Raw genomic sequence first — 23,656 nt, forward strand, 5'->3', positions numbered from 1 at the left:
TTTTGACCAGTTGCAGCTGAAAAAGTATTCGCGGGATAAGTCACGGTTTTTTTTGGATTTCTTTCAAAGGCGGGCAGCGCTTGCCCACAATTACTGTGGGCCTGGCTGTGGATAAGATGTTGGTGCAAGGCTGGAGGCCTTGTGAAGTATGGCCTTCAAGCTGGCTGATCAATTATTGACCATATGCGCATAAGCGTGCTCCCACACCACCAATGCATGCACTATTCGTGAACAGCTACGCCTTTGAGATAGGGCGCTGGCGCCGCGCCCAGGTTGCTCAGCATGCGCTCGCTGTACCAGTCGATGAAGTTCACCACGCCAAACTCATAGGTTTTGGAATACGGCCCCGGCTGGTAGGCGGTGGAGTTGATGCCTCGCTGGTTTTCCTCGGCCAGGCGGCGGTCCTGGTCGTTGGTGGCGTCCCATACCTGGCGCATGCGGTCCACGTCGTAGTCCACGCCTTCCACGGCGTCCTTGTGCACCAGCCATTTGGTGGTGACGATGGTTTCCTGGGCGCTGATGGGCCACACGGTGAACACGATGATGTGATCGCCCATGCAGTGGTTCCACGAGTGGGGCAGGTGCAGGATGCGCATGGAGCCCAGGTCGGGGTTCTGGATGCGGCCCATCAGCTTTTTGCAGCCGACCTTGCCGTCCAGGGTCATGGACACGGTGCCCTTGAGCAGCGGCATGCGCACGATGCGGTTGCGCAGGCCGAAGCTGGCGTGGGCGTAGGGGATCTTCTCGGCTTCCCAGGCGGCGGCGCTGGCGGCCACGTGGTCCTTGAAGGCCTGGTCGGCGCGCGGGTCGGTGACGTCGTCCCATTCCAGCAGGGTTTTCAACAATTCGGGGTGCGAGCCGCCGCAGTGGTAGCACTCACGGTTGTTTTCCAGCACCAGCTTCCAGTTGGCTTTCTCCACCAGGGTGGTGGTGATCGCCACCTTGGTGTTTTCCATGTCGTAGGGTTCCATGTAGTGTTCCAGCGTGCGCAGGAACTCGTCGATGGCCGGCGGGTTCTGCGCCAGGCTGATGAAGATGTAGCCCCCGGCTGTCTTCACGTTCACCTGTTTCAGGCCGTACTGCTTCATGTCGAAGTCGCTGCCCATTTCGGTGCCGGCGAACAGCAGGCGGCCGTCCAGCTCGTAGGTCCACTGGTGGTAGTGGCAGACCAGTTTGGCCACCTTGCCTTTCTCGCTGGTGCACAGGCGCGAGCCACGGTGGCGGCACACGTTATGGAAGGCATGGACCACGCCGTCGGCGCCGCGCACCACGATGATCGGGTTCTTGCCGATCTGCAGGGTGATGAAGTTGCCCTTGGTGGGGATTTCGCTGGTCATGCCGGCGATCAGCCATTCCTTCTGAAAGATCTCCTGCATATCGATGTCGAACAGACGCTCGTCGCTATAGAAAGGCTGCGGCAACGAAAACGTGCGCTCCCGGGTCTGGAGCATTTCGGCAGTGGCCTTGCGTGCGGGTTCCAGCGGGTCGCCCAGGCTCAGGGTAGCGGTAACGTCCATCGTGTGTGTCCTCATGGCCATCTGTGTGGCCGCGAAAAGTGGCTGATACGGTTTGCAACGCAAGGCTTGAATACAACAGGTTCATTTGTCGTGGAGTGTGCGTCCGCGCGGGGTAGGAACCTTATCCATGGGCGACATGGCCCAATCCATTCCCGACGCGCCAGCCCCTGTACTGTGGGGCTGGTCGCCATAAGCATGTGAATGTCGCAGATAGGAAAGTGACGGCGTCACGGCCCACGCAGAATCCTTCCTCATGAGGCCGACAGTCGGCCGTGGAGATGAGCATGTCCAACAGCTTCCTGAGCCCGGTAAACACCCAGACATGGGCCAATGGCCGCCATGTGGTCCGTTGCGTCAAGGTCATCCAGGAAACCTGGGACGTGCGCACCTTCTGTTTCATGGCCGACCAGCCGATTCTGTTCTTCTTCAAGCCGGGCCAGTTCGTGACCCTGGAGCTGGAAATCGAAGGCGCGCCGGTGATGCGCTCATACACCATCTCCAGTTCGCCGTCAGTGCCGTACAGCTTCTCCATCACCATCAAACGGGTGCCCGGCGGACGCGTGTCCAACTGGCTGCACGACACCCTGCACGAGGGCCAGGAACTGGCGGTGCACGGGCCGGTGGGGCTGTTCAACGCTATCGACTTCCCGTCGCCCAAGGTCCTGTACCTCAGCGGCGGCGTGGGCATTACCCCGGTGATGTCCATGGCGCGCTGGTTTTACGACACCAACGCCAACGTCGACATGGTGTTCGTGCACAGTGCCCGCTCACCCAAGGACATCATTTACCACCGCGAGCTGGAACACATGGCCTCGCGCATCGACAACTTCAGCCTGCACATCATTTGCGAGAAACACGGGCTGGGCGAGCCGTGGGCCGGCTATCGCGGCTACCTGAACCACAAGCTGCTGGAATTGATTGCATCGGACTTCATGGAGCGCGAGATCTATTGCTGTGGCCCCACGCCGTACATGAACGCGGTCAAGCGCCTGCTGGAAGCGGCGGGCTACGACATGTCTCGCTACCACGAGGAGTCGTTCGGGGCCACGCCGCCGGAAGCGCGCGCCGATGCCGTGGAAAACGCCGAACAGGCCGCCGAGGCGCCGGAGGTGGACGCGTCCGACCTGCATCAGGTGGAGTTCACTGCCGCTGGCAAGAGCATCCGCGTGGCGCCGGGCGAAACCGTGCATGCGGCGGCTGCCAAGCTGGGCCTGATGATTCCCAAGGCCTGTGGCATGGGCATCTGCGGCACCTGCAAGGTAATGAAGCTGGGCGGGGAAGTGGAGATGGAGCACAACGGCGGTATTACCGACGAGGACGTTGCCGATGGCTACATCCTGTCGTGCTGCAGCGTGCCAAAGGGCGATGTGCGGATCGAGTATTGATCCACACGAGTGCAACTACATGTGTGGGAGCGGGCTCTGCCCGCTCCCACATGAGTAGGATATGCATCCAGAGAAACGGTGCAGACCCAAAGAATTACAGACTGAAACGGCCTACCATGCTGTTCAAGTCCACTGCCAGGCGAGACAGCTCGGCGCTGGCCGCGGTGGTCTGGCTGGCGCCGGTAGCCGACTGCACCGACAAATCACGAATGTTCACCAGGTTACGGTCCACTTCTCGGGCCACCTGAGCCTGTTCTTCCGCAGCGCTGGCGATCACCAGGTTGCGCTCGTTGATCTGCACGATGGCACCGTTGATGGTGTCCAGCGCCATGCCGGCGCCCTTGGCGATGTTGAGGGTCGATTCAGCGCGCTCGGTGCTGTTGCGCATCGAGTTCACGGCCTGCTCGGTGCCGCCCTGGATGCTGCCGATCATGCGTTCGATCTCGGCAGTGGACTGCTGTGTACGGTGCGCCAGGGCGCGTACTTCGTCGGCCACCACGGCAAAACCACGCCCTGCCTCACCGGCACGGGCGGCTTCGATGGCGGCGTTCAGGGCCAGCAGGTTGGTCTGGTCGGCCAGGCCGCGGATCACGTCCAGCACTTTGCCAATGTCGCGAGACTCGTTGGCCAGGTTGCCGATCAAATCGGCCGTGCTTTGCACATCGGCGCTCATGCGCTCGATGGCGCCTACGGTTTCCTGCACCAGGTCACGGCCGTCGCTGGCCGAACTGGTGGCATCCTTCGAGGCCTCCGAAGTGCTGACGGCGTTGCGCGCCACTTCTTCCACGGCGCTGGTCATCTCGTTGACGGCAGTGGCGGCCTGTTCGATCTCGTGGTTCTGCTGGGCCAGGCCACGGGCGCCTTCGTCGGTAACGCTGTTCAGCTCTTCGGCGGCAGAGGCCAGTTGGGTGGCGGAACCGGAGATACGCTGCAGGGTGTCGCGCAGCTTGTTCTGCATTTTTTCCATGGCGATCAGCAGGCGTGCGGCTTCGTCGCTGCCTTCCACGTGGATAGGTCGGGTGAGGTTGCCTTCGGCAATCTGCTCGGCGGCTGCCAGGGCCTGGTCGATTGGCACCACGATACTGCGGGTCAGCAGCCAGGCGAACAGGAAGGTCAGTACTGCGGCAATGATCAGCAGGGTCACTACCAGGGTGAACGCCGAGGAGTACTGGGCCGACGCGGCGTTGTTCATGTCGCTGGTCTGCTGGGTGTTGATGGCCACCAGCCGGTCGAGGGCGGCGTTGACCTTGGCGGCGTTGTCCTGCAGATCGCTGTTGACCACCTTGCGCAGGCCGTCCACGTCGTTGGCGCTGTTGGCGGCGCGCATGCGCGATTCCAGTTCATGGTATTCGCTGAGGGCAGAAGTCAGCTCACCATAGGCGGCGCGTTCTTCGCTACCGTTGATCAGCGGTTCGTAGGCCGCCTGGGCCTTGCCGATCAGCTGATTGCGCGAGTCGATCAGTTGCAGCACCTCGGCCTGGGTCTGAGCGTCGCGGTTGGCCAGCAACCGATACGACAGCACGCGCAGGCGCAGGGTCATCTGGGTGATGGTGTCGAGGTTGGCGATGCTGGGCAGGGTGTTTTTTTCAATTTCTTCGCCGGCCTTGCGGATGGACCCCATCTGCGTCAGCGCGAACACGCCGAGGATGATCATCAGCGCGCCGATCAGGGCGAAACCGGACAGCGCGCGAGGCGCGATATTCATGTTGCGTAGGGACATGGCGGGTTCCAGGGTAGGGGACCGCATTCCATGCGGTTTTGACGTTGCTTGCAGTGCCTATCGGTCATGGACACCAAGTCTTTAGGGACCTTTTGTCGCACAGCCCCCGGCGCGCGGGAACCCCAGGGGCATATGCCGGTCCATCAGGGTCTGTTTCAGGCTTGCCCCGAGACTAGGCCAGGAAGGTCGCCGCAGCGGATTTCATGGTCTGGAACCCGATAAACCCTGGCCTGCGCGGCGACTTTTCTTTATCGTTACCGCCCTTTGAAACTGCCGAGAAAAGATCATGTTGGAAACCACCCTGAGTCAACTGGAACAACTGGTCGGCGAACTGGTTGAACAGAACCGCGCCCTGACTGAAAACAACGGTCAACTGACCGCGCAACTGGCTCACGCCAAGGAAGAGAATGAAAGCCTGCAACTGAGCCTGATGGAACAGGAAGAGAAGCAGACCTCCACCGTTTCGCGTATCCAGGCCCTGGTTCAGCGCGCTAGCGCTGGTGCCGTGAGCGCATGAGTACCGGCCAGGAGTCGATCAAGGTCGTTTCGATCCTGGGCAATGACTACTCGCTCAAGGCGCCGCCAGGCGAAGAGCAGAAGCTGCTCGACGCTACTCGCCTGCTCAACGCGTCGTTGGCCGAGACCAAACGCAAGTACCCCTCCCTCATCGGCGACAAGTTGCTGGTGCTGGCGGCGCTGAACCTGTGCTCCAAGCAGCTGGACATGCAACAGCAGCACAGCGAAGCGCTCAACCGTTATCAAGAGCAAGTCAACGCCACGGTTGATGTGATCAAAAACACCATCAGCCACGGCTGATAGTCGGGCCTCGCCAACAGCGGCGGGGCCTTCGCTCGATTCCCTATTCCCCATACGTGTGGGAGCTGGCCCGCCAGCTTCCACCGGTCGTAATATTGTGTAACCGTTCATCTGGGTGATGTATACAATCGGCACGGCTGTTGCACGCCAGTCCATGTAGACATTCAGAGGGTTACACCCATGCAGTTGTGGCGCCGCAGTATTCAATGGCAATTGATCCTCAGCATGGGCACTGCCCTGCTGGTCAGCATCCTGATAGTGGTGGGCATTTACACGGTGGTGGTCAACCGCCTGGCCCAGAGCTACCTGCTGGACACAGCGCTGCCCGCCAGCGTGGAGGCCATGCGCAACGACATCGAACGGATTCTGGTCAAGCCATTGACGGCCGCAAACGACATCGCAAGTAACACTATGGTGCAACAGTGGCTGGCGGAGGGCGAAAGTAGTGCCCAAGTGCCATCATTTGCCCAGTATCTTGAGGGCGTGCGTGGCGAGCACAAAGCATTCAGCGCGCTGATCGCCAGTTCGACCACCAACCACTATTACACCCAGAAAGGCCTGGACCGCACCCTGAGCCGCGGGAACGCTCAGGATGCCTGGTTCTACGAGTTTCTCGACAGCGGCAAGCCGCGCACCCTGAACATCGACAATGACACCAGCACCGGTGCCCTGACGCTGTTCATCGACATGCGCGTGCAGCAGGCCGGCAAGACCCTGGGCATCGCCGGCTTGGGCCTGAGCATGAGCGAGCTGTCGGAGCTGATCCACAACTACAGCTTCGGTGAGCGCGGCAAAGTGTTCCTGGTGCGCAACGACGGCCTGATCCAGGTAGACCCGCAGGCCGACTTGAGCGGCAAGCGCCAGCTGTCTGAACAGATCGGCCCTGAAGCCGCCAAGGCCGTATTGGGCCACACCGGCCTGAGTACCGGTCGCTTCCAGCGTGGTGGCGAAGATTACCTGGCACTGGCGTTGCCGCTGCGTGACCTGAACTGGAGCCTGGTGGCCGAGGTGCCTGAGTCGCAAATCTATGCCCAGGCGCGCCAGGCCATGTGGATGACCAGCCTGATCGGCTTGGGCGTGGCCCTGGTGTGCCTGTTGCTGGTAGTGCTGTTGGCTCGCGGGCTGGTGCGGCCGATTCGCCAAGTGACGGCGGCGCTGGTGGCCATCGGCAGTGGCGGCGGCGACCTGACCCACCGCCTGGACGATTCCCGTGCCGACGAACTGGGCGACCTGGCGCGTGGCTTCAACCGCTTCCTGGGCAGCCAGCGCGACATGATCGCCGACGTGCTGGCCACCAGCGAGCGCTTGCGCAGCACGGTGGGCAACGTAGCCAAGGTGGTGGACAACACCGCCGAACGTGCTGGCCGTCAGCAGGAAATGACCGACATGGTTGCCACTGCGGTGCACGAAATGGGCCTTACGGTGCAGGAAATTGCCCGTAACGCCGGCAGTGCGGCCGAGGCGTCGCAAAGCGCACGAGATGAAGCCTTGCAGGCGCGCGATATCGTCGGCCGTTCCATTGCCCATATCGAAGGCATGTCGGTGGACATCGGCAGTGCTGCCGGGGCCGTCAGCGAACTGGCTGATCAGGTGGGTTCCATTGACCAGGTGCTGGCGGTGATACGTGGCATTTCCGAGCAGACCAACTTGTTGGCGCTGAACGCGGCCATTGAAGCGGCGCGTGCCGGGGAAATGGGCCGGGGTTTTGCCGTGGTGGCCGACGAGGTGCGAACCCTGGCGCAACGCACCCAGGCGTCCACCGACGAGATCCAGAAGATGATTGGCCGCCTGAAGCAGGGCGCCGACACGGCCGTGGCGTCGATGCACACCGGGCAGGCAGCAACCGGCACCGGCGTGGCCTCCAGCCAGCGCACTGGCGCTTCGCTGACCGCGATTACCGATCAGGTGGAGCGCATCAGCGACATGAATCACCAAGTGGCCACGGCTACTGAGGAGCAGACGGCTGTCACCGAAGAGATCAACCGCAATGTGCAGGGCATCTCCGACCTGGCGCGTGCCACGGCGGGTGAGGTGCGCAGCGGGCGTGAGGAGTGTCAGGTGTTGCGCGGCCTGGCCGATGACCTGGCGCGGCAGATGGGTGGTTTCAAGCTGTAATTTGGTGCTGTCACTTTTCACTCTGTGGGAGTGGGCTCTGCCCGCTCCCACGAAAGCAATTGCGATCCGGCTTAGCTCATGACCTGCCGGATATCTGCCGCCAGTTCGCGCACTCGCGCCTCTTGCGTATCCCACGAACACATGAACCGCGCGCCACCGTTGCCGATGAAGGTGTAAAAGCGCCAGCCCTTGCCGCGCAAGGCTTCCAGCGCCGGTTCCGACATCTGCAGGAACACGCCGTTGGCCTCCACCGGGAACATCAGTTCCACGCCGGGAACGTCCGCTACCAGTTGGCTGAGCAGTTGCGCGCAGTGGTTGGCATGGCGAGCGTGCTTGAGCCAGGCGTCGTTTTCCAGCAGGCCCACCCAGGGCGCCGACAGGAAGCGCATCTTCGACGCCAACTGGCCAGCCTGCTTGCAGCGGTAGTCGAAATCCACCGCCAGCTCGTGCTTGAAGAACAGGATGGCCTCGCCCACGGCCATGCCGTTCTTGGTGCCGCCAAAACACAGTACGTCCACGCCCGATTTCCAGGTCAGTTCAGCTGGCGAGCAACCCAGGGTGGCACAGGCGTTGGCGAAACGGGCGCCGTCCATGTGCAGGTTCAGGCCCAGTTCCTTGCAGGTGGCGCTGATGGCCTTCAGCTCTTCGGGGCGGTAGACGCTGCCCACTTCGGTGGCCTGGGTGAGGGTTACCACGCGAGGCTTGGGGTAGTGGATGTCCTGGCGCTTGAGCGCCACTTCGCGGATCGACTCAGGCGTCAACTTGCCGTTCTCGCTGCGCGCGGTCAGTAGCTTGGAGCCATTGGAGAAGAACTCCGGGGCGCCGCATTCGTCGGTCTCGACGTGGGCGGTTTCCGAGCAGATGACGCTGTGGTAGCTCTGGCACAACGACGACAGGGCCAGGGAGTTGGCCGCCGTGCCGTTGAAGGCGAAGAACACCTCGCAGTCGGTTTCGAACAGGCGGCGGAAATGGTCCGCTGCCTTCGCCGTCCACTGGTCGTCGCCATAGGCGCGTTCGTGGCCGTGGTTGGCCTGCTCCATGGCCGCCCAGGCTTCCGGGCAAATGCCCGAATAATTGTCACTGGCAAACTGCTGGCTTTGCTCGTTCATGGCCGGTTCCTTGTGATCGTGTAGCCGGTCACTGTAAACCAGACGCTGCGTGGCGCCTATGGGCACGTTTTGCTGCCCACAACCCATGTGGGAGCGGGCTCTGCCCGCGAAAAGAGCACCGTGAAGATCCTGACTTCGCGGTGTCTGCTTCGCGGGCAGAGCCCGCTCCCATAGGGAATGATCCTTTCAATCAGAGCGCTTTTGCGCGCCATGTCGTTAACGCACCTTTGTGTGGCGCCCGCAGGCATCTGGTCTGCAAGCGCCAGCCCTACCATCGCATTCAAAGGAGCCTGCCCAACGGCAAGCACCGACCAATACACAAGGCGCCACGCCGCCGCCGGGAGAACTGCGATGTTCAGCAAGCAAGACCAGATCCAGGGTTACGACGACGCACTGCTGGCGGCAATGAATGCCGAAGAGCAACGTCAGGAAGATCACATCGAGCTGATCGCTTCGGAAAACTACACCAGCAAGCGCGTGATGCAGGCCCAGGGCAGCGGTTTGACCAACAAGTACGCCGAAGGCTACCCAGGCAAGCGCTACTACGGTGGCTGCGAGCACGTGGATAAAGTCGAGCAACTGGCCATCGACCGCGCCAAGCAACTGTTCGGTGCCGACTACGCCAACGTGCAGCCGCACTCGGGCAGCCAGGCCAACGCCGCGGTGTACCTGGCGCTGCTGTCGGCAGGCGACACCGTGCTGGGCATGAGCCTGGCCCACGGCGGCCACCTGACCCACGGCGCCAAGGTCAGCTTCAGCGGCAAGCTGTACAACGCCGTGCAGTACGGCATCGACACCGACACCGGCCTGATCGACTACGACGAAGTGGAACGCCTGGCCGTCGAACATCAGCCGAAAATGATCATTGCCGGCTTCTCGGCCTACTCCAAGACCCTGGACTTCCCACGCTTCCGTGAAATCGCCGACAAGGTGGGCGCGTACCTGTTCGTCGACATGGCCCACGTGGCCGGCCTGGTTGCCGCAGGCCTGTACCCTAACCCGATGCCGTTCGCTGACGTGGTCACCACCACCACCCACAAGACCCTGCGCGGCCCCCGTGGCGGCCTGATCCTGGCCCGTGCCAACGAAACGCTGGAAAAGAAACTCAACGCCGCGGTGTTCCCCGGTGGCCAGGGCGGCCCGCTGATGCACGTCATCGCCGCCAAGGCTATGTGCTTCAAGGAAGCGCTGGAGCCAGGCTTCAAGGCGTACCAGCAGCAAGTCATCGACAACGCCCAGGCCATGGCTGCGGTGTTCATCGACCGTGGCTATGACGTGGTGTCCGGCGGTACCGACAACCACCTGTTCCTGGTCAGCCTGATTCGCCAGGGCTTGACCGGCAAGGACGCCGACGCCGCCCTGGGCCGCGCCCACGTCACCGTCAACAAAAACGCCGTGCCGAACGACCCGCAGTCGCCGTTCGTCACCTCGGGCCTGCGCATCGGCACCCCGGCCGTCACCAGCCGAGGCTTCAAGGTGGCGCAGTGCACGGCGCTGGCCGGCTGGATCTGCGACATCCTCGACAACCTGGGCGATGCCGACGTGGAAGCCAATGTGGCCACGAACGTTGCCGCCCTGTGCGCCGACTTCCCGGTTTACCGCTGAGCTGGAGTAGAACCCTATGCAACGTTATTCGGGCTTCGGCCTCTTCAAACACTCCCTCAGCCACCACGAAAACTGGCAGCGCATGTGGCGCACGCCTGTCCCGAAAAAGGTCTATGACGTGGTCATCGTTGGCGGTGGCGGGCATGGCCTGGCCACGGCCTACTACTTGGCCAAGGAGCACGGCATCAAGAACGTCGCCGTGGTCGAGAAAGGCTGGCTGGGCGGCGGCAATACCGCGCGCAATACCACCATCGTGCGCTCCAACTACCTGTGGGACGAGTCGGCCCACCTGTACGAACACGCCATGAAACTGTGGGAAGGCCTGTCCCAGGACTTGAATTACAACGTCATGTTCAGCCAGCGCGGTGTGTACAACCTGTGCCACACCCTGCAGGACATGCGTGACTCCGAACGCCGGGTCAGCGCCAACCGCCTCAATGGCGTGGACGGCGAACTGCTGGACGGCAAGCAGGTGGCGGCAGAAATCCCGTATCTGGACTGCTCGAAGAACACCCGCTACCCAATCATCGGCGCTACCGTTCAACGCCGTGGCGGCGTGGCCCGTCACGACGCCGTGGCCTGGGGCTTCGCCCGTGCCGCCGACGCCCTGGGCGTGGACCTGATCCAGCAAACCGAAGTGATCGGCTTCCGCAAGGAAAACGGCGTGTGCATAGGCGTGGAAACCAACAAGGGCTTCATTGGCGCCAAGCGCGTGGGCGTGGTCACTGCCGGTAACTCCGGGCACATGGCCAAGTTGGCCGGCTTCCGCCTGCCGGTGGAATCGCACCCGTTGCAGGCACTGGTTTCCGAACCGATCAAACCCATCATCGACAGCGTGATCATGTCCAACGCGGTGCACGGCTACATCAGCCAGTCCGACAAGGGCGACCTGGTGATCGGCGCCGGTATCGACGGTTGGGTCGGCTACGGTCAGCGCGGTTCGTACCCGGTGATCGAGCACACCATCCAGGCCATCGTCGAGATGTTCCCGGTGCTCTCGCGGGTGCGCATGAACCGCCAGTGGGGCGGCATCGTCGACACCACCCCGGACGCCTGCCCGATCATTTCCAAGACCCCGGTACCGAACATGTTTTTCAACTGCGGTTGGGGCACCGGCGGCTTCAAGGCCACCCCCGGCTCGGGCAACGTATTCGCCACCAGCCTGGCCAAGGGTGAAATGCACCCACTGGCCGCGCCATTTTCCATCGAGCGCTTCCACAACGGCGCGCTGATCGACGAGCACGGCGCTGCCGCGGTCGCCCACTAATTACAGGAGAACCCCTACATGTTGCATATCTTCTGTCCTCATTGTGGCGAATTGCGCTCCGAAGAAGAGTTCCACGCTTCCGGCCAGGCCCACATTCCACGCCCGCTGGACCCTGGCGCCTGCACCGACGCGCAGTGGGGCGACTACATGTTCTTCCGCGACAACCCCCGTGGCCTGCACCATGAACTGTGGATTCACGCCGCCGGTTGCCGTCAGTACTTCAACGCCACTCGCGACACAGTGACGTACGAGATTCTCGAAACCTATCCGATCGGCAGCAAGCCCCAATTCACTGCCGCGGGAGATAAAGCATGAGCCAGGTCAATCGCCTGTCCAGCGGCGGTCGCATCGATCGCAGCAAGAAAGTTACGTTCACCTTCAACGGCCAGACCTACAGTGGCTATGAGGGCGATACCCTGGCCGCCGCGTTGCTGGCCAACGGCGTCGACATTGTGGGCCGCAGCTTCAAGTACTCGCGCCCTCGCGGCATCATCGCCGCCGGTACCGAGGAGCCGAACGCCATCCTGCAGATCGGCGCTACCGAAGCCACCCAGATCCCCAACGTGCGGGCTACCCAGCAGGCGCTGTATCAGGGCTTGGTGGCCACCAGCACCAACGGCTGGCCGAACGTCAACAACGACATGATGGGCATTCTCGGCAAGGTCGGCGGCAAGCTGATGCCGCCGGGCTTCTACTACAAGACCTTCATGTACCCGCAGTCTTTCTGGATGACCTACGAGAAATACATCCGCAAGGCTGCAGGCCTGGGTCGCTCGCCGACCGAGAATGACCCGGACACCTACGACAACTTCAACCAGCACTGTGACGTGCTGGTGGTTGGCGCCGGCCCTGCCGGCCTGGCCGCAGCCCTGGCGGCTGCCCGCAGCGGTGCCCGTGTGATCGTCGCCGACGAGCAGGAAGAGTTCGGCGGCAGCCTGCTCGATACCCGCGAAAGCCTGGACGGCAAGCCGGCCGCCGAGTGGGTGGTGCAGGTGATCAACGAGCTCAAGGGCCTGAGCAACGTCACCCTGTTGCCACGCGCCACCGTCAATGGTTACCACGACCACAACTTCCTCACTATTCACGAGCGCCTGACCGACCACCTGGGTGATCGCGCGCCGATCGGCCAGGTGCGCCAGCGCATCCACCGTGTACGTGCCAAGCGCGTGGTGCTGGCCACCGGCGCCCACGAGCGTCCGCTGGTGTACGGCAACAACGATGTGCCGGGCAACATGCTGGCCGGTGCCATCTCTACCTACGTGCGCCGCTATGGCGTGGCGCCGGGCAAGAAACTGGTGCTGTCCACCAACAACGACTACGCCTACCGCGTGGCCCTGGACTGGTTCGACGCTGGCCTGCAAGTGGTGGCCATCGCCGATGCTCGCCACAACCCGCGCGGCGCACTGGTGGAAGAGGCGCGAGCCAAGGGCATTCGCATCCTGACCTCCAGCGCCGTGATCGAGTCCCGTGGCAGCAAGCACGTTACCGCTGCTCGCGTGGCTGCCATCGACGTGAAAGCGCACAAAGTGACCAGCCCTGGCGAGTGGCTGGACTGCGACCTGATCGGCAGTTCGGGTGGCTACAGCCCCATCGTTCACCTGGCATCGCACCTGGGCGGCAAGCCGGTGTGGCGTGAAGACATTCTCGGCTTTGTACCTGGCGATGCACCGCAGAAGCGCGTGTGCGTGGGTGGCATCAACGGCGTCTACAGCCTGGCCGATGCCTTGTCCGATGGCTTTGAAGGGGGCGCCCGCGCGGCCGCCGAAGCGGGCTTCAAAATTGTCGAGGGCACCTTGCCCAAGGCCTTGAACCGTCAGGAAGAGCCGACCCTGGCGTTGTTCCAGGTGCCGCACGACAAGCCCACTGCCCGTGCGCCGAAGCAGTTCGTCGACCAGCAGAACGACGTGACCGCCGCAGCCATCGAACTGGCAACCCGCGAGGGCTTCGAGTCGGTCGAGCACGTGAAACGCTACACCGCGCTGGGTTTCGGTACCGACCAGGGCAAACTGGGCAACATCAACGGCCTGGCCATCGCAGCCCGTAGCCGTGGCATCTCGATCACCGAGATGGGCACCACCATGTTCCGCCCCAACTACACCCCGATCACTTTCGGCGCCATCGCTGGCCGTCACTGCGGTCACCTGTTCGAACCGGTGCGCTTCACCGCGCTGCACGCCTGGCACGTGAAGAACGGCGCCGAGTTTGAGGACGTTGGCCAGTGGAAACGCCCATGGTATTTCCCCAAGCGTGGCGAGAACATGCACTGCGCCGTGGCCCGCGAATGCAAGGCCGTGCGTGACAGCGTGGGCCTGCTGGACGCCTCCACCCTGGGCAAGATCGACATCCAGGGCCCGGACGCCCGCGAGTTCCTCAACCGTATCTACACCAACGCCTGGACCAAGCTGGACGTGGGCAAGGCCCGCTACGGCCTGATGTGCAAGGAAGACGGGATGGTCTTCGACGACGGCGTCACCGCCTGTCTCGCCGACAACCACTTCCTGATGACCACCACCACCGGCGGCGCCGCCCGTGTGCTGCAGTGGCTGGAAATCTACCAGCAGACCGAATGGCCGGACCTGAAGGTGTACTTCACCTCGGTCACCGACCACTGGGCCACCCTGACCCTGTCGGGCCCCAACAGCCGCAAGCTGCTGAGCCACGTCACCGACATTGACCTGGACAAGGACGCCTTCGCGTTCATGACCTGGAAGGAAGGCAAGGTCGGCGGTGTACCGGCGCGGGTGTTCCGTATCTCGTTCACCGGCGAGCTGTCCTACGAAGTGAACATCCAGGCCGACTATGCCATGGGCGTGCTGGAACAGATCATCGAGGCGGGCAAGCAGTACAACCTGACCCCGTACGGCACCGAGACCATGCACGTGCTGCGGGCCGAGAAAGGTTTCATCATCGTTGGCCAGGACACCGACGGCTCCATGACCCCGGATGACTTGAACATGGGTTGGTGCGTGGGCCGTACCAAGCCGTTCTCGTGGATCGGCTGGCGTGGCATGAACCGCGAAGACTGCGTGCGCGACCAGCGCAAGCAGCTGGTGGGCCTGCGCCCGGTAGACCCGAACAAGGTATTGCCCGAAGGCGCGCAACTGGTGTTCGACACCCAGCAAGCCATCCCCATGAGCATGGTCGGCCACGTGACCTCCAGCTACATGAGCTCGACCATGGGCCACTCGTTTGCCCTGGCCGTGGTCAAGGGCGGCCTCAAGCGCATGGGCGAAAAGGTCTGGGCACCGCTGGTGGATGGCAGCTTCGTCGAAGCCGAGATCTGCAGCTCAGTGTTCTTCGACCCCAAAGGCGAACAACAGAACGTTTGACCCCCAAGGACCTCGCTCCCCCGTGGGAGTAAAGGCTTTAAGGGTTCTATGATTTTTTTGACAGGTGTCCACATGACCACAGTCAACGTATACGAACAACGCCCGGCCTCGGGCGCCAAGGTCGAATCGCCCCTGCATCACGCCGACCTCGCCAGCCTGGTGGGCAAGGGCCGCAAGAACGCCGGCGTGAAGCTGCGCGACAAGAAACTGCTGGGCCACCTGACCCTGCGTGGCAATGGCCACGATCAGGCCTTTGCCGGTGGCGTGTTCAAGGCCCTGGGCCTGGAATTGCCGGGTGCCCTGGCCATGGTCGGCAGCGGCGACACCTCGCTGCAATGGCTGGGCCCGGATGAATGGCTGCTGGTAGTGCCGGCAGGCGAAGAAGTGGCCAGCGAAAACCGCCTGCGCGAGGCGCTGGATGGCCAGCACTTCGCCGTGGTCAACGTCAGCGGCGGCCAGAGCCTGCTGGAACTGAGCGGCCCGAACGTGCGCCAGGTGCTGATGAAGTCCACCAGCTATGACGTGCACCCGGACAACTTCCCGGTGGGCAAGGCCGTGGGCACGGTGTTCGCCAAATCGCAACTGGTGATCCGCCGCCCCAGCGAAGACGTGTGGGAGCTGGTGGTACGCCGCAGCTTCTCCGATTACTGGTGGCTGTGGCTGCAGGATGCGTCGGCCGAGTATGGCCTTGAGATCGTTGGCTGACTTTTAGGTCCTATTCGCGGGCAGAGCCCGCTCCCACAATGGCAGGTGTAGGTAGTCACCTGTGGGAGCGGGCTCTGCCCGCGAAGGCAACACCACCGAACTGGAGTCGTACCCATGAGCCGCGCCCCCGATACCTGGATTCTCACCGCCGATTGCCCCAGCGTGCTCGGCACGGTGGACGCGGTGACCCGCTACCTGTTCGAACAGGGTTGCTACGTCACCGAGCACCATTCGTTCGATGATCGCCTGTCGGCACGTTTTTTCATCCGGGTCGAATTCCGCCAGCCCGACGGTTTCGACGAGGCGTCTTTCCGCGCAGGCCTGGCTGAGCGCGGTGCTGCATTCGGCATGGCGTTCGAACTGACTGCCCCGCACTACCGTCCCAAGGTGGTGATCATGGTCTCCAAGGCCGACCACTGCCTCAACGACCTGCTGTACCGCCAGCGCATCGGCCAGTTGCCCATGGACGTGGTGGCCGTGGTGTCCAACCATCCGGATCTTGAGCCCCTGGCTCGCTGGCACGAGATTCCCTACTACCATTTCCCCCTGGACCCCAACGACAAGCCCGCGCAGGAGCGAAAGGTGCTCAAGGTCATCGAGCAGAAGGGCGCCGAACTGGTGATTCTCGCGCGCTACATGCAGGTGCTGTCCCCTGAATTGTGCCGCCGGCTGGATGGTTGGGCGATCAATATCCACCATTCGCTGCTGCCCGGTTTCAAGGGAGCCAAGCCCTATCATCAGGCCTACAACAAGGGCGTGAAGTTGGTGGGCGCCACGGCGCATTACATCAACAACGACCTGGACGAGGGGCCGATCATTGCCCAGGGCGTCGAGGTCGTGGACCACAGCCACTACGCCGAAGACCTGATTGCCAAGGGTCGCGACATCGAGTGCCAGACCCTGGCGCGCGCGGTGGGCTTCCATATTGAGCGGCGGGTGTTCCTGAACGCCAACCGCACGGTCGTCTTGTAAGGAGCAATAACTGGCGTCGAATCGGTTTTTGTGGGAGCGGGCTCTGCCCGCGAAGCAGGCACCGCAGTGTTGTCTTCGCGGGCAGAGCCCGCTCCCACACGATTGGCGCAATACCAATAAATACAACAATGAGGTGAAAGCATGTCAGGTAATCGCGGTGTGGTGTATCTCGGCGGCGGCAAGGTCGAGGTGCAAACAATTCCTTTCCCGAAAATGCAGGATCCACGCGGAAAACGCATCGAGCATGGCGTTATCCTGCGCGTTGTCTCCACCAACATCTGCGGCTCCGACCAGCACATGGTGCGCGGCCGCACCACAGCCCAGGTAGGCCTGGTACTGGGCCACGAAATCACTGGCGAGGTGCTGGAGGTTGGCAAGGACGTGGAAAACCTCAAGGTCGGTGATCTGGTTTCCGTGCCTTTCAACGTTGCTTGCGGCCGCTGCCGGTCCTGCAAGGAACAACACACTGGCGTGTGCCTGACGGTGAACCCGGCTCGCGCCGGTGGCGCCTACGGTTACGTCGACATGGGCGACTGGGTGGGCGGCCAGGCCGAATTCGTACTGGTGCCCTACGCCGACTTCAACCTGCTGAAACTGGGCGACCGCGACCGGGCCATGGAGAAAATCCGTGACCTGACCTGCCTGTCCGACATCCTGCCCACCGGTTACCACGGCGCTGTCACGGCCGGCGTAGGCCCGGGCAGCACCGTTTACGTGGCAGGCGCCGGCCCGGTCGGCCTGGCGGCGGCAGCTTCGGCCCGCTTGTTGGGCGCGGCGGTGGTGATCGTCGGCGACGTCAACCCGGTACGCCTGGCCCACGCCAAGTCCCAGGGTTTCGAGATTGCCGACCTGTCCAAGGACACCCCGCTGCACGAACAGATCGCCGACCTGCTGGGCGAGCCGGAAGTGGATTGCGCGGTGGACGCAGTGGGCTTCGAAGCCCGTGGCCACGGCCATGCCGGTGCCCAGCATGAAGCCCCGGCCACGGTGCTCAACTCGTTGATGGGTGTGGTGCGGGTGGCCGGCAAAATCGGTATTCCCGGCCTGTACGTTACCGAAGACCCGGGCGCCGCGGACGCGGCGGCAAAAATGGGCAGCCTGAGCATTCGCTTCGGCCTGGGCTGGGCCAAGTCTCACAGCTTCCACACCGGCCAGACCCCGGTGATGAAGTACAACCGCCAACTGATGCAGGCGATCATGTGGGACCGCATCAACATTGCCGAAGTGGTGGGCGTGCAGGTCATCACCCTGGACCAGGCGCCGGAAGGCTATGGTGAATTCGATGCAGGCGTGCCGAAGAAATTCGTCATCGACCCGCACAAGCTCTTTAGCGCTGCCTGATGCCATACCCCTGTGGCAGCGGGTAGAACCCGCTCCCACAGGGGTAGGCAGCAGTTACAGGATTTGCACCTTGCCTTGGTACAGCACCGGCCCGGTCGGTTGGCCGGTCGGTGAACCACCGGCCGGCTCCAGGCTGATAGCCAGGGCAATCGGTTCGCCGAACAACTTGCGCTGGCTTTCATTCAAGCTGATTTTTCCCTTGCCACCCTCGGGCATCAGCCCCAGCGAGATGGGTGTGCCACTGGCCGGAATCGCCCACAACTCCATGCTGCGGTCCGCCGGCGCGCTGGCCAACGCCACCGGTTCCACCTGCAAGTAGTGCTCGTGCGCGACGATGTTCACTGCAGCCTGATCCCCGGCACTCACCAGCGTTGCGCGGTAATGCGCCGGGTCACGGTCGTAGAGCATGCCTATCGCTACCGCCAGCACCACGGCAGCGGCCGCCATGAGCAAGCCGCGACGCCTTGAACGACGCGGCATATGCAGGCGCTGCGGCTCGATGCGCGCGAGGATGTTGTTCCATACCTGCTCCGGCACTGGCTTTTCGACAATGGGTGCGGTCAGGCTGACCAGTGTTTCCTGCCAACGCGCCAACTCCACCTGCAACTCACGGTCATCAGCCATCAACTGCTCAAAGCGTCGACGGGCGGTGGGTGGCATCAGGCCGATAGCATAGTCTGCCGCCAGGGCACGGCGCAGGGTGGGGTTCTGGTAGTTCATGATTCAAGGCACCTGCGCAGGCGCTCCATACCGCGCCTGATCCAGGATTTCACCGAGCCCAGGGGTGCGGACAGTTGCTGGGCCAGGTCGGCGTTGGACAGGCCATGGAAATAAGCCGTCAGAATCGACTGGCGCTGCATGCCTTCAAGGTCTTCCAGGCAGCGGTTCAGGGCCGCCGCTTCGCGGGCCTGGTCAAGTTGCTCATGGGCTGACGGACTGTCATCGGCCAGGGCTTCCATCTGCAGGTCGTCCAATGACACTTCGCGGCGCCGACGCAGCAGGTCGATGGCCAGGTGTCGGGTAATGTTCACCATCCAGGTCATCGGCGCGGCAAGGCTGGCGTCGTAACGCGAGGCACTGTTCCAGATGCGCACAAAACTCTCCTGGACAATCTCTTCGGCCAATTCACGCCGGCCCACGCAGCGCAGCGCCACGCCGTGAAGGCGCGCGCTGCTGGTGCGATAAAGGGTTTCGAAGGCGCGCCGGTTGCCCTGCGCGCAGTCGGCCAGCAATTGCCCCAGTGGATCGGTGTCGATGGTGGAAATGGTCGTTCTCCTGAACAAAACGAATTCGCGCGCCTCGCTGCGGCCGCCAGAAACGCGGTGCATATTGGCCTGGCCGTCTGAGCCTAGTTCACGGGGCGCGCCTGTTCCATTCATGGGGGGTCATCAGCCCTTGGGCATCAACACTTTGTCGATGACGTGAATCACGCCGTTGGACTGCATCACGTCGTAGGTACTGATGTCGGCAACATTGCCTTTTTCATCCTTGATCACGATGTTGTGCGGGCCGTTCATCATCAGCCACAGCTTGCCACCGGCCACCGTGGTCAGTTCGGTCTTGCCGCCACCGGCCTTGATGCGCTTGGCCAGTTCCATCATGTCGAGTTTGCCGGCCACCACGTGGTAGGTGAGGATATGGGTGAGGGTGGCCTTGTTTTCAGGCTTGAGCAGGGTGTCGACGGTACCTGCGGGCAGGGCGGCGAATGCCGAATTCACGGGCGCGAACACGGTAAAGGGCCCTTTGCCCTTGAGGGTATCCACCAGCCCTGCGGCTTTCACTGCAGCCACCAGCGTGGTGTGGTCGGCAGAATTCACTGCGTTGTCGACGATGTCCTTGCTGGGCAGCATGCTCTGGCCGCCGACCATGACGGTGTTGGTGCCCATGTCGGCGGCGCTGGCGAACACCGGCGCAAAGGTGAGGCCCATGGCAAGGGCGAGCAGTGAAGCGTGGATCGAGGTGCGCATCATGATGGTGGTCCTTGTTTGAATGATGCGGGCAGTCGAGCTGTCCGTGCTTGATATACGCGGGCGGGTACAGACTGGATGCACATTTGTACGAATTTATTTCCAGGCTGGAACACAAGGTCCTGATGCCGGTCGAACACCAGGCTTTTGCTGCTCGCCACCCAGTGCCGGCGGCCCAATGATTCAAGGGGAATCCAAATGAACACCATGCGCGCCATTACCCTGGCAACCCTGACCGCCCTGGCGTCCAGCCCGGTCTTTGCCTTTAACCTGAACGATGCGGTGAATGCCGCTTCGACCATCCAGGGTGGCAACCAGGGCAGCAGTACCGCGCCCCAGGCCGCCAATTTGCTCAATACCGTGGGTACCCAACTGAAAGTCACCCCCGAGCAGGCCGTGGGCGGCACCGGCGCCATGCTGGGCCTGGCCAAGAACAAGCTCAGCAGCTCGGATTATTCGCAGTTGGCCAAGCAGGTGCCGGGTATCGACAAGCTGGCCGGTGCCAACGCGGTGAGCGGGCTGGGTGGTTTGCTGGGCCAGTCGGGTGGCGCCGACAAGGGCACCCTGGACAGCGCCCTCGGTAACGTGAAGAACACCAGTGACCTGAACAATGCGTTCGGCAAGCTGGGCATGGACAGCGGCATGGTCGGGCAGTTTGCCCCGGTGATTCTGCAGTACCTGGGCCAACAGGGCGTTGGCGGTACGTTGCTCAAGAGTCTGGGTGGAATCTGGGGCGTAGGCGGCTGACGGGTCACGGTGCCTGTGACACAGCCTTGTGGGAGCGGGTTCCAACCGCGAAAAGAACACTGCGTAACGCCTGATACACCGCGGTGTTCGCTTCGCGGGTAGAGCCCGCTCCCACAGGGGGTAAGTCGCCGCGCGGTGGTTCAGGTGAGGTCGGCGCGCAAGGCTTCGATACGCGCATCCTTCTCGCGCCAGAGGCCGTTCACCCAGTCCTGCACGGTTTGGCGGAAGGCCGGGTCGTTCTCATAGTCGCCGGCCAGCAGTGCCGGGTCGATGTCCCGGGAACGGATATCGACGATCACCTGTTTGACGTCACCGCACAACAGGTTCCAGAAACCGGGAATCTTCCCTTCGGGGTACACCACGGTCACGTCCAGCATGCGATGCAGTTGCTCGCCCATGGCCGCCAGCACAAATGCCACGCCTCCCGCCTTCGGCTTGAGCAGGTTGCGCAGCGGCGATGCCTGTTCGTTGCGCTTGGCCTCGGTGAACCGGGTGCCTTCCAGGTAGTTGACCACGGTGACCGGCTGGCGCTTGAACAGCTCGCAGGCCGCCTTGGTGATCTCCAGGTCCTTGCCCTTGAGGTGTGGGTGCTTGTCCAGGAACGCCTTGCTGTAGCGCTTCATGAACGGGTAGTCCAGCGCCCACCAGGCCAGGCCCAGGAACGGCACCCAGATCAGTTCCTTCTTGAGGAAGAACTTGAAGAACGGCGTGCGTCGGTTCAGCGCCTGGATCAGTGCAGGGATATCCACCCACGACTGATGGTTGCACACCACCAGGTAGGAGTGGTCGCCGCGCAGGCTCTCGGCGCCGCGGATATCCCAACGGGTGGGAATGCACAGGCGGAAGATCAGTTTGTCGATCTGCGCCCAGGTTTCGGCAAACCACATGACCGCCTTCGAGGCGTAGTCACGGGAGCGCCCGGGGGCGATGAGCTTGAGCAGGGCGAACACCATCAAGGGGCCGATCAGCACCAGGGTATTGAGTAAAAGCAGCAGTGTGGTGAAACTGCCGGCGAACAGGCGACGCATAAAACGACTCTTGGAGTAATTGTGGCCAACAATCATAAAGAGGCTGGGGCATAACGCCAAATCAACCTTACCGAATGGTTATGGACAATTGTTTCACCATTTTTTGGGTATGCTGCCCGCAGCCCGTCTCTCAACTGAGGAAACCCGCCGGTGAAATCCGTTCTTGCACTGTTGTCGCTGTTGGCCTTGCCGGCCCTGGCCGCCGAGCCGACCCTGTATGGGCGTTATGAATACATCAAGTTGCCGGAAATTGGCGGCGCCACCTTCAAGGCCAAGATGGACACCGGCGCGCTCACCGCGTCGCTGTCGGCCCGAGATATCCAGCTGTTCCAGCGCGACGGCGAAGACTGGGTGCGCTTCCGCCTGGCCACTCGCGATGCCGACGGCAAAGTGTTCGAGCACAAGGTAGCGCGCATCAGCCGCATCAAGAGCCGCGCCGACGAAGAGGACGAAGGCGAAGGTGCCGAAGTAGCCAAGCGCCCGGTGGTGGAACTGGAAATGTGCCTGGGCGGCACCAAGCGCACCATCGAGGCCAACCTTGTGGACCGCAGCAGCTTCAACTACCCGCTGCTGATCGGCGCCAAGGGCCTGCGCGAATTTGGCGCGGCGGTGAACCCGGCTCGTCGCTACACCGCCGGCGACCCCGAGTGTTGAGAGGGGCCAATAAAGCCAGAGCGATACCGAGGTGGCGACCCTGATCGACCCATCCTATCCGCACTTTTTCAGTAGGGCATGCACGCTGATGACGGCCGGAACCCCCAATCCAATCCACGACAACACGTCCCAGGCGCCATCGCCCAACAGCGCGGCAAACAACCCTGCGGCGCCCACCAGGGCGATCAGCAGCGGAGCGCCGAACACTGCCCCGAAACGCGAACGCCGGCGGCTCATGCTTTCACCTTGCGCCTTACCCACCACAGGTACAGCCCGCTGATCAGCACCACGATGGTCAATACATCCAGCATGGCCCACAGAATCTGCATCGGCCGGCCACCGTAGTCGCCGTAGTGCAATGGCTGTGACAGGCCCAGGGCGTTCATGTACCAGGGGCGCTCGCCCACGGCGGTCACGGCCAGGGTGCTGGCGTCGATCAGCACAGGCGTGAGCAGGTGCGAGGTCAGGTGCGTGGCACCCTTCATGAACACGGCGTAGTGGTGCTCGCTGGAAAAGCGCGTGCCGGGAAATGCGACGAAGTCGGCCTTCATGCCCGGTGCCGCGGCTTCGGCGATGGCCAGCAGGCGGCTGGCGGGAGCCAGTTGGGTCAACGGCAGCGCATCGCGGTAGGGCGCTACCAAGGCCGCCAGGGTGTCGCTGCGCCAGACGTCGATCAGTAGGTCGGCGCAGGCGTTGACCACCCCGGTCACGCCCACCACCAGGGCCCAGGTCAGGGTGACGATGCCAATCAGGTTATGCAGGTCGAGCCAGCGCACCCGGGGTGATTTGCCGTGGCGCACGCTGGCGAACTTCAGCCGGCCCATGAACGGCGCGTACAGCACCACGCCGGAGACGATGGCAGCCACGAACAGCAACCCCATGAACGCCATCAGCAGTTTGCCGGGCAGGCCGGCATACATGTCCACGTGCAGGCGCAGCATCACCATCATGAAGCCGCCATTGGCCGCTGGGGTTTCCACCACTTCGCCGGTGCGGGTGTCGAGGCTGAAGGTGTGCGATGAGTTCGGATCGGTGCCCGCTGTAGCGGCGGTAATGGCGAACATGCCTTCGGGTTGGTCGTCGTCCCAACCGAAGTACTGCACCACTTCCCCGGGACGGTGAGCCAAGGCGGCCGCCACCAGTTGTGCCAGGTCCAGGTGCGGGCTACCTGTGGGCAGTTCGCGATAATGCGGCGTATCGCCCAGCAGCGATTCCATTTCATGGTGGAACACCAGGGGCAGGCCGGTGATGGCGAGCAACAGCAGGAACAGCGTGCAGACCAGGCTGGACCAGGTGTGGACAAAGGACCAGCGCCGAATTGTTTTACTTTTCATTTCACGGATGTCCGAAAAGACAAAGCCGCCCCTGGAGGCGGCTGG

Annotated in this window: 22 protein-coding genes and 1 pseudogene; 14 read left to right on the forward strand and 9 right to left on the reverse strand. The window is 62.8% G+C overall.

Annotated elements, in window-relative coordinates:
* Positions 1–221: 221 nt before the first annotated feature.
* Positions 222–1,517 (reverse strand): glycine-betaine demethylase subunit GbcA, encoded by a 1,296-nt coding sequence (gbcA, locus tag PMM47T1_RS01340; protein WP_008365048.1) that lies wholly within the window; start codon positions 1,515–1,517, stop codon positions 222–224.
* A gap of 284 nt (positions 1,518–1,801) precedes the next feature.
* On the opposite strand from gbcA, the gene gbcB reads away from it, so the two are divergent.
* The gene (gbcB, locus tag PMM47T1_RS01345) at positions 1,802–2,902 is read left to right on the forward strand and encodes a glycine-betaine demethylase subunit GbcB (protein WP_008365049.1); all 1,101 of its coding nucleotides are present in this window, start codon (positions 1,802–1,804) and stop codon (positions 2,900–2,902) included.
* Between the two features lie 94 nt (positions 2,903–2,996).
* Here the strand turns inward: gbcB and PMM47T1_RS01350 are convergent, their stop codons facing one another.
* Positions 2,997–4,649: a methyl-accepting chemotaxis protein gene (locus PMM47T1_RS01350; RefSeq protein ID WP_443216075.1), complete on the reverse strand. Its 1,653-nt coding sequence runs from the start codon at positions 4,647–4,649 to the stop codon at positions 2,997–2,999.
* Positions 4,650–4,908: 259 nt separating this feature from the next.
* Between PMM47T1_RS01350 and PMM47T1_RS01355 the strand changes: the two genes are divergently transcribed.
* The 4 genes and pseudogenes from PMM47T1_RS01355 to PMM47T1_RS30755 all read left to right on the forward strand — a co-directional run bounded on the left by PMM47T1_RS01355 (position 4,909) and on the right by PMM47T1_RS30755 (position 7,553).
* Positions 4,909–5,139, forward strand: coding sequence for a hypothetical protein (locus tag PMM47T1_RS01355; protein WP_008365053.1), 231 nt, complete (start codon positions 4,909–4,911; stop codon positions 5,137–5,139).
* Positions 5,136–5,438 carry a cell division protein ZapA gene (locus tag PMM47T1_RS01360; RefSeq protein WP_008365055.1) on the forward strand — a complete coding sequence of 101 codons (303 nt, stop codon included), beginning with the start codon at positions 5,136–5,138 and terminating at the stop codon, positions 5,436–5,438. The genes PMM47T1_RS01355 and PMM47T1_RS01360 overlap by 4 nt, the downstream gene beginning before the upstream one ends.
* 225 nt (positions 5,439–5,663) lie before the next feature.
* Positions 5,664–6,689, forward strand: a pseudogene (locus PMM47T1_RS30750) (HAMP domain-containing protein); the annotation flags it as partial.
* A gap of 135 nt (positions 6,690–6,824) precedes the next feature.
* Positions 6,825–7,553 carry a methyl-accepting chemotaxis protein gene (locus tag PMM47T1_RS30755; protein WP_443216076.1) on the forward strand — a complete coding sequence of 243 codons (729 nt, stop codon included), beginning with the start codon at positions 6,825–6,827 and terminating at the stop codon, positions 7,551–7,553.
* A 71-nt stretch (positions 7,554–7,624) separates the two neighbouring features.
* Here PMM47T1_RS30755 and PMM47T1_RS01370 read toward each other — a convergent pair whose 3' ends face one another.
* Entirely contained in the window at positions 7,625–8,662 is a 1,038-nt protein-coding gene (locus PMM47T1_RS01370) for a threonine aldolase family protein (protein WP_008365059.1), read from the reverse strand.
* Positions 8,663–9,013: 351 nt separating this feature from the next.
* On the opposite strand from PMM47T1_RS01370, the gene glyA reads away from it, so the two are divergent.
* The 7 genes from glyA to fdhA all read left to right on the forward strand — a co-directional run bounded on the left by glyA (position 9,014) and on the right by fdhA (position 17,881).
* Positions 9,014–10,267, forward strand: coding sequence for a serine hydroxymethyltransferase (glyA, locus tag PMM47T1_RS01375; protein ID WP_008365061.1), 1,254 nt, complete (start codon positions 9,014–9,016; stop codon positions 10,265–10,267).
* A gap of 16 nt (positions 10,268–10,283) precedes the next feature.
* On the forward strand, positions 10,284–11,534 hold the full coding sequence (locus PMM47T1_RS01380; RefSeq protein ID WP_008365064.1) for a sarcosine oxidase subunit beta family protein: 1,251 nt from the start codon (positions 10,284–10,286) through the stop codon (positions 11,532–11,534).
* Between the two features lie 18 nt (positions 11,535–11,552).
* A complete protein-coding gene (locus PMM47T1_RS01385; RefSeq protein ID WP_008365067.1) occupies positions 11,553–11,849 on the forward strand; it encodes a sarcosine oxidase subunit delta in 297 nt (98 codons plus the stop codon).
* Positions 11,846–14,863, forward strand: coding sequence for a sarcosine oxidase subunit alpha (locus PMM47T1_RS01390; protein ID WP_008365069.1), 3,018 nt, complete (start codon positions 11,846–11,848; stop codon positions 14,861–14,863). The genes PMM47T1_RS01385 and PMM47T1_RS01390 overlap by 4 nt, the downstream gene beginning before the upstream one ends.
* Before the next feature lie 72 nt (positions 14,864–14,935).
* Positions 14,936–15,568 (forward strand): sarcosine oxidase subunit gamma, encoded by a 633-nt coding sequence (locus PMM47T1_RS01395; protein WP_008365070.1) that lies wholly within the window; start codon positions 14,936–14,938, stop codon positions 15,566–15,568.
* Between the two features lie 114 nt (positions 15,569–15,682).
* A complete protein-coding gene (gene purU, locus PMM47T1_RS01400; protein ID WP_008365072.1) occupies positions 15,683–16,540 on the forward strand; it encodes a formyltetrahydrofolate deformylase in 858 nt (285 codons plus the stop codon).
* Positions 16,541–16,681: 141 nt separating this feature from the next.
* Positions 16,682–17,881: a formaldehyde dehydrogenase, glutathione-independent gene (gene fdhA, locus PMM47T1_RS01405; RefSeq protein ID WP_008365074.1), complete on the forward strand. Its 1,200-nt coding sequence runs from the start codon at positions 16,682–16,684 to the stop codon at positions 17,879–17,881.
* Between the two features lie 54 nt (positions 17,882–17,935).
* Here the strand turns inward: fdhA and PMM47T1_RS01410 are convergent, their stop codons facing one another.
* Genes PMM47T1_RS01410 through PMM47T1_RS01420 form a run of 3 tightly spaced genes read right to left on the reverse strand, consistent with a single transcriptional unit; the run spans position 17,936 to position 19,851 of the window.
* A complete protein-coding gene (locus PMM47T1_RS01410) occupies positions 17,936–18,601 on the reverse strand; it encodes an anti-sigma factor (protein ID WP_008365076.1) in 666 nt (221 codons plus the stop codon).
* Entirely contained in the window at positions 18,598–19,260 is a 663-nt protein-coding gene (locus PMM47T1_RS01415) for a sigma-70 family RNA polymerase sigma factor (protein ID WP_081492603.1), read from the reverse strand. The genes PMM47T1_RS01410 and PMM47T1_RS01415 overlap by 4 nt, the downstream gene beginning before the upstream one ends.
* A gap of 9 nt (positions 19,261–19,269) precedes the next feature.
* Complete coding sequence (locus PMM47T1_RS01420) at positions 19,270–19,851, reverse strand: fasciclin domain-containing protein (RefSeq protein ID WP_008365081.1); 582 nt, start codon at positions 19,849–19,851, stop codon at positions 19,270–19,272.
* A 195-nt stretch (positions 19,852–20,046) separates the two neighbouring features.
* On the opposite strand from PMM47T1_RS01420, the gene PMM47T1_RS01425 reads away from it, so the two are divergent.
* Positions 20,047–20,595, forward strand: coding sequence for a DUF2780 domain-containing protein (locus tag PMM47T1_RS01425; RefSeq protein ID WP_008365084.1), 549 nt, complete (start codon positions 20,047–20,049; stop codon positions 20,593–20,595).
* 140 nt (positions 20,596–20,735) lie between these two features.
* Here the strand turns inward: PMM47T1_RS01425 and PMM47T1_RS01430 are convergent, their stop codons facing one another.
* Entirely contained in the window at positions 20,736–21,623 is an 888-nt protein-coding gene (locus PMM47T1_RS01430) for an acyltransferase (protein WP_008365085.1), read from the reverse strand.
* Between the two features lie 150 nt (positions 21,624–21,773).
* On the opposite strand from PMM47T1_RS01430, the gene rloA2 reads away from it, so the two are divergent.
* Positions 21,774–22,277, forward strand: a complete 504-nt coding sequence (gene rloA2 / locus PMM47T1_RS01435) for a retropepsin-like aspartic peptidase RloA2 (protein ID WP_008365088.1) — start codon at positions 21,774–21,776, stop codon at positions 22,275–22,277.
* Between the two features lie 54 nt (positions 22,278–22,331).
* Here the strand turns inward: rloA2 and PMM47T1_RS01440 are convergent, their stop codons facing one another.
* Together PMM47T1_RS01440 and PMM47T1_RS01445 are read right to left on the reverse strand one after the other, a co-directional pair.
* A complete protein-coding gene (locus tag PMM47T1_RS01440) occupies positions 22,332–22,514 on the reverse strand; it encodes a hypothetical protein (protein WP_008365090.1) in 183 nt (60 codons plus the stop codon).
* On the reverse strand, positions 22,511–23,611 hold the full coding sequence (locus tag PMM47T1_RS01445; RefSeq protein WP_008365093.1) for a PepSY-associated TM helix domain-containing protein: 1,101 nt from the start codon (positions 23,609–23,611) through the stop codon (positions 22,511–22,513). Before PMM47T1_RS01445 ends, PMM47T1_RS01440 begins: the two co-directional genes overlap by 4 nt.
* Between the last annotated feature and the right edge of the window lie 45 nt (positions 23,612–23,656).

Origin of the sequence: Pseudomonas sp. M47T1 (assembly GCF_000263855.1) — a bacterium.
Lineage (GTDB): Bacteria > Pseudomonadota > Gammaproteobacteria > Pseudomonadales > Pseudomonadaceae > Aquipseudomonas.

Bases quoted from the DNA above. Each gene is read 5' to 3' on its own strand.
- gbcA (WP_008365048.1), bottom strand. From the start codon at position 1,517: ATGGACGTTACCGCTACCCTGAGCCTGGGCGACCCGCTGGAACCCGCA.
- gbcB (WP_008365049.1), top strand. From the start codon at position 1,802: ATGTCCAACAGCTTCCTGAGCCCGGTAAACACCCAGACATGGGCCAAT.
- PMM47T1_RS01350 (WP_443216075.1), bottom strand. From the start codon at position 4,649: ATGCGGTCCCCTACCCTGGAACCCGCCATGTCCCTACGCAACATGAAT.
- PMM47T1_RS01355 (WP_008365053.1), top strand. From the start codon at position 4,909: ATGTTGGAAACCACCCTGAGTCAACTGGAACAACTGGTCGGCGAACTG.
- PMM47T1_RS01360 (WP_008365055.1), top strand. From the start codon at position 5,136: ATGAGTACCGGCCAGGAGTCGATCAAGGTCGTTTCGATCCTGGGCAAT.
- PMM47T1_RS30755 (WP_443216076.1), top strand. From the start codon at position 6,825: ATGGTTGCCACTGCGGTGCACGAAATGGGCCTTACGGTGCAGGAAATT.
- PMM47T1_RS01370 (WP_008365059.1), bottom strand. From the start codon at position 8,662: ATGAACGAGCAAAGCCAGCAGTTTGCCAGTGACAATTATTCGGGCATT.
- glyA (WP_008365061.1), top strand. From the start codon at position 9,014: ATGTTCAGCAAGCAAGACCAGATCCAGGGTTACGACGACGCACTGCTG.
- PMM47T1_RS01380 (WP_008365064.1), top strand. From the start codon at position 10,284: ATGCAACGTTATTCGGGCTTCGGCCTCTTCAAACACTCCCTCAGCCAC.
- PMM47T1_RS01385 (WP_008365067.1), top strand. From the start codon at position 11,553: ATGTTGCATATCTTCTGTCCTCATTGTGGCGAATTGCGCTCCGAAGAA.
- PMM47T1_RS01390 (WP_008365069.1), top strand. From the start codon at position 11,846: ATGAGCCAGGTCAATCGCCTGTCCAGCGGCGGTCGCATCGATCGCAGC.
- PMM47T1_RS01395 (WP_008365070.1), top strand. From the start codon at position 14,936: ATGACCACAGTCAACGTATACGAACAACGCCCGGCCTCGGGCGCCAAG.
- purU (WP_008365072.1), top strand. From the start codon at position 15,683: ATGAGCCGCGCCCCCGATACCTGGATTCTCACCGCCGATTGCCCCAGC.
- fdhA (WP_008365074.1), top strand. From the start codon at position 16,682: ATGTCAGGTAATCGCGGTGTGGTGTATCTCGGCGGCGGCAAGGTCGAG.
- PMM47T1_RS01410 (WP_008365076.1), bottom strand. From the start codon at position 18,601: ATGAACTACCAGAACCCCACCCTGCGCCGTGCCCTGGCGGCAGACTAT.
- PMM47T1_RS01415 (WP_081492603.1), bottom strand. From the start codon at position 19,260: ATGAATGGAACAGGCGCGCCCCGTGAACTAGGCTCAGACGGCCAGGCC.
- PMM47T1_RS01420 (WP_008365081.1), bottom strand. From the start codon at position 19,851: ATGATGCGCACCTCGATCCACGCTTCACTGCTCGCCCTTGCCATGGGC.
- PMM47T1_RS01425 (WP_008365084.1), top strand. From the start codon at position 20,047: ATGAACACCATGCGCGCCATTACCCTGGCAACCCTGACCGCCCTGGCG.
- PMM47T1_RS01430 (WP_008365085.1), bottom strand. From the start codon at position 21,623: ATGCGTCGCCTGTTCGCCGGCAGTTTCACCACACTGCTGCTTTTACTC.
- PMM47T1_RS01440 (WP_008365090.1), bottom strand. From the start codon at position 22,514: ATGAGCCGCCGGCGTTCGCGTTTCGGGGCAGTGTTCGGCGCTCCGCTG.
- PMM47T1_RS01445 (WP_008365093.1), bottom strand. From the start codon at position 23,611: ATGAAAAGTAAAACAATTCGGCGCTGGTCCTTTGTCCACACCTGGTCC.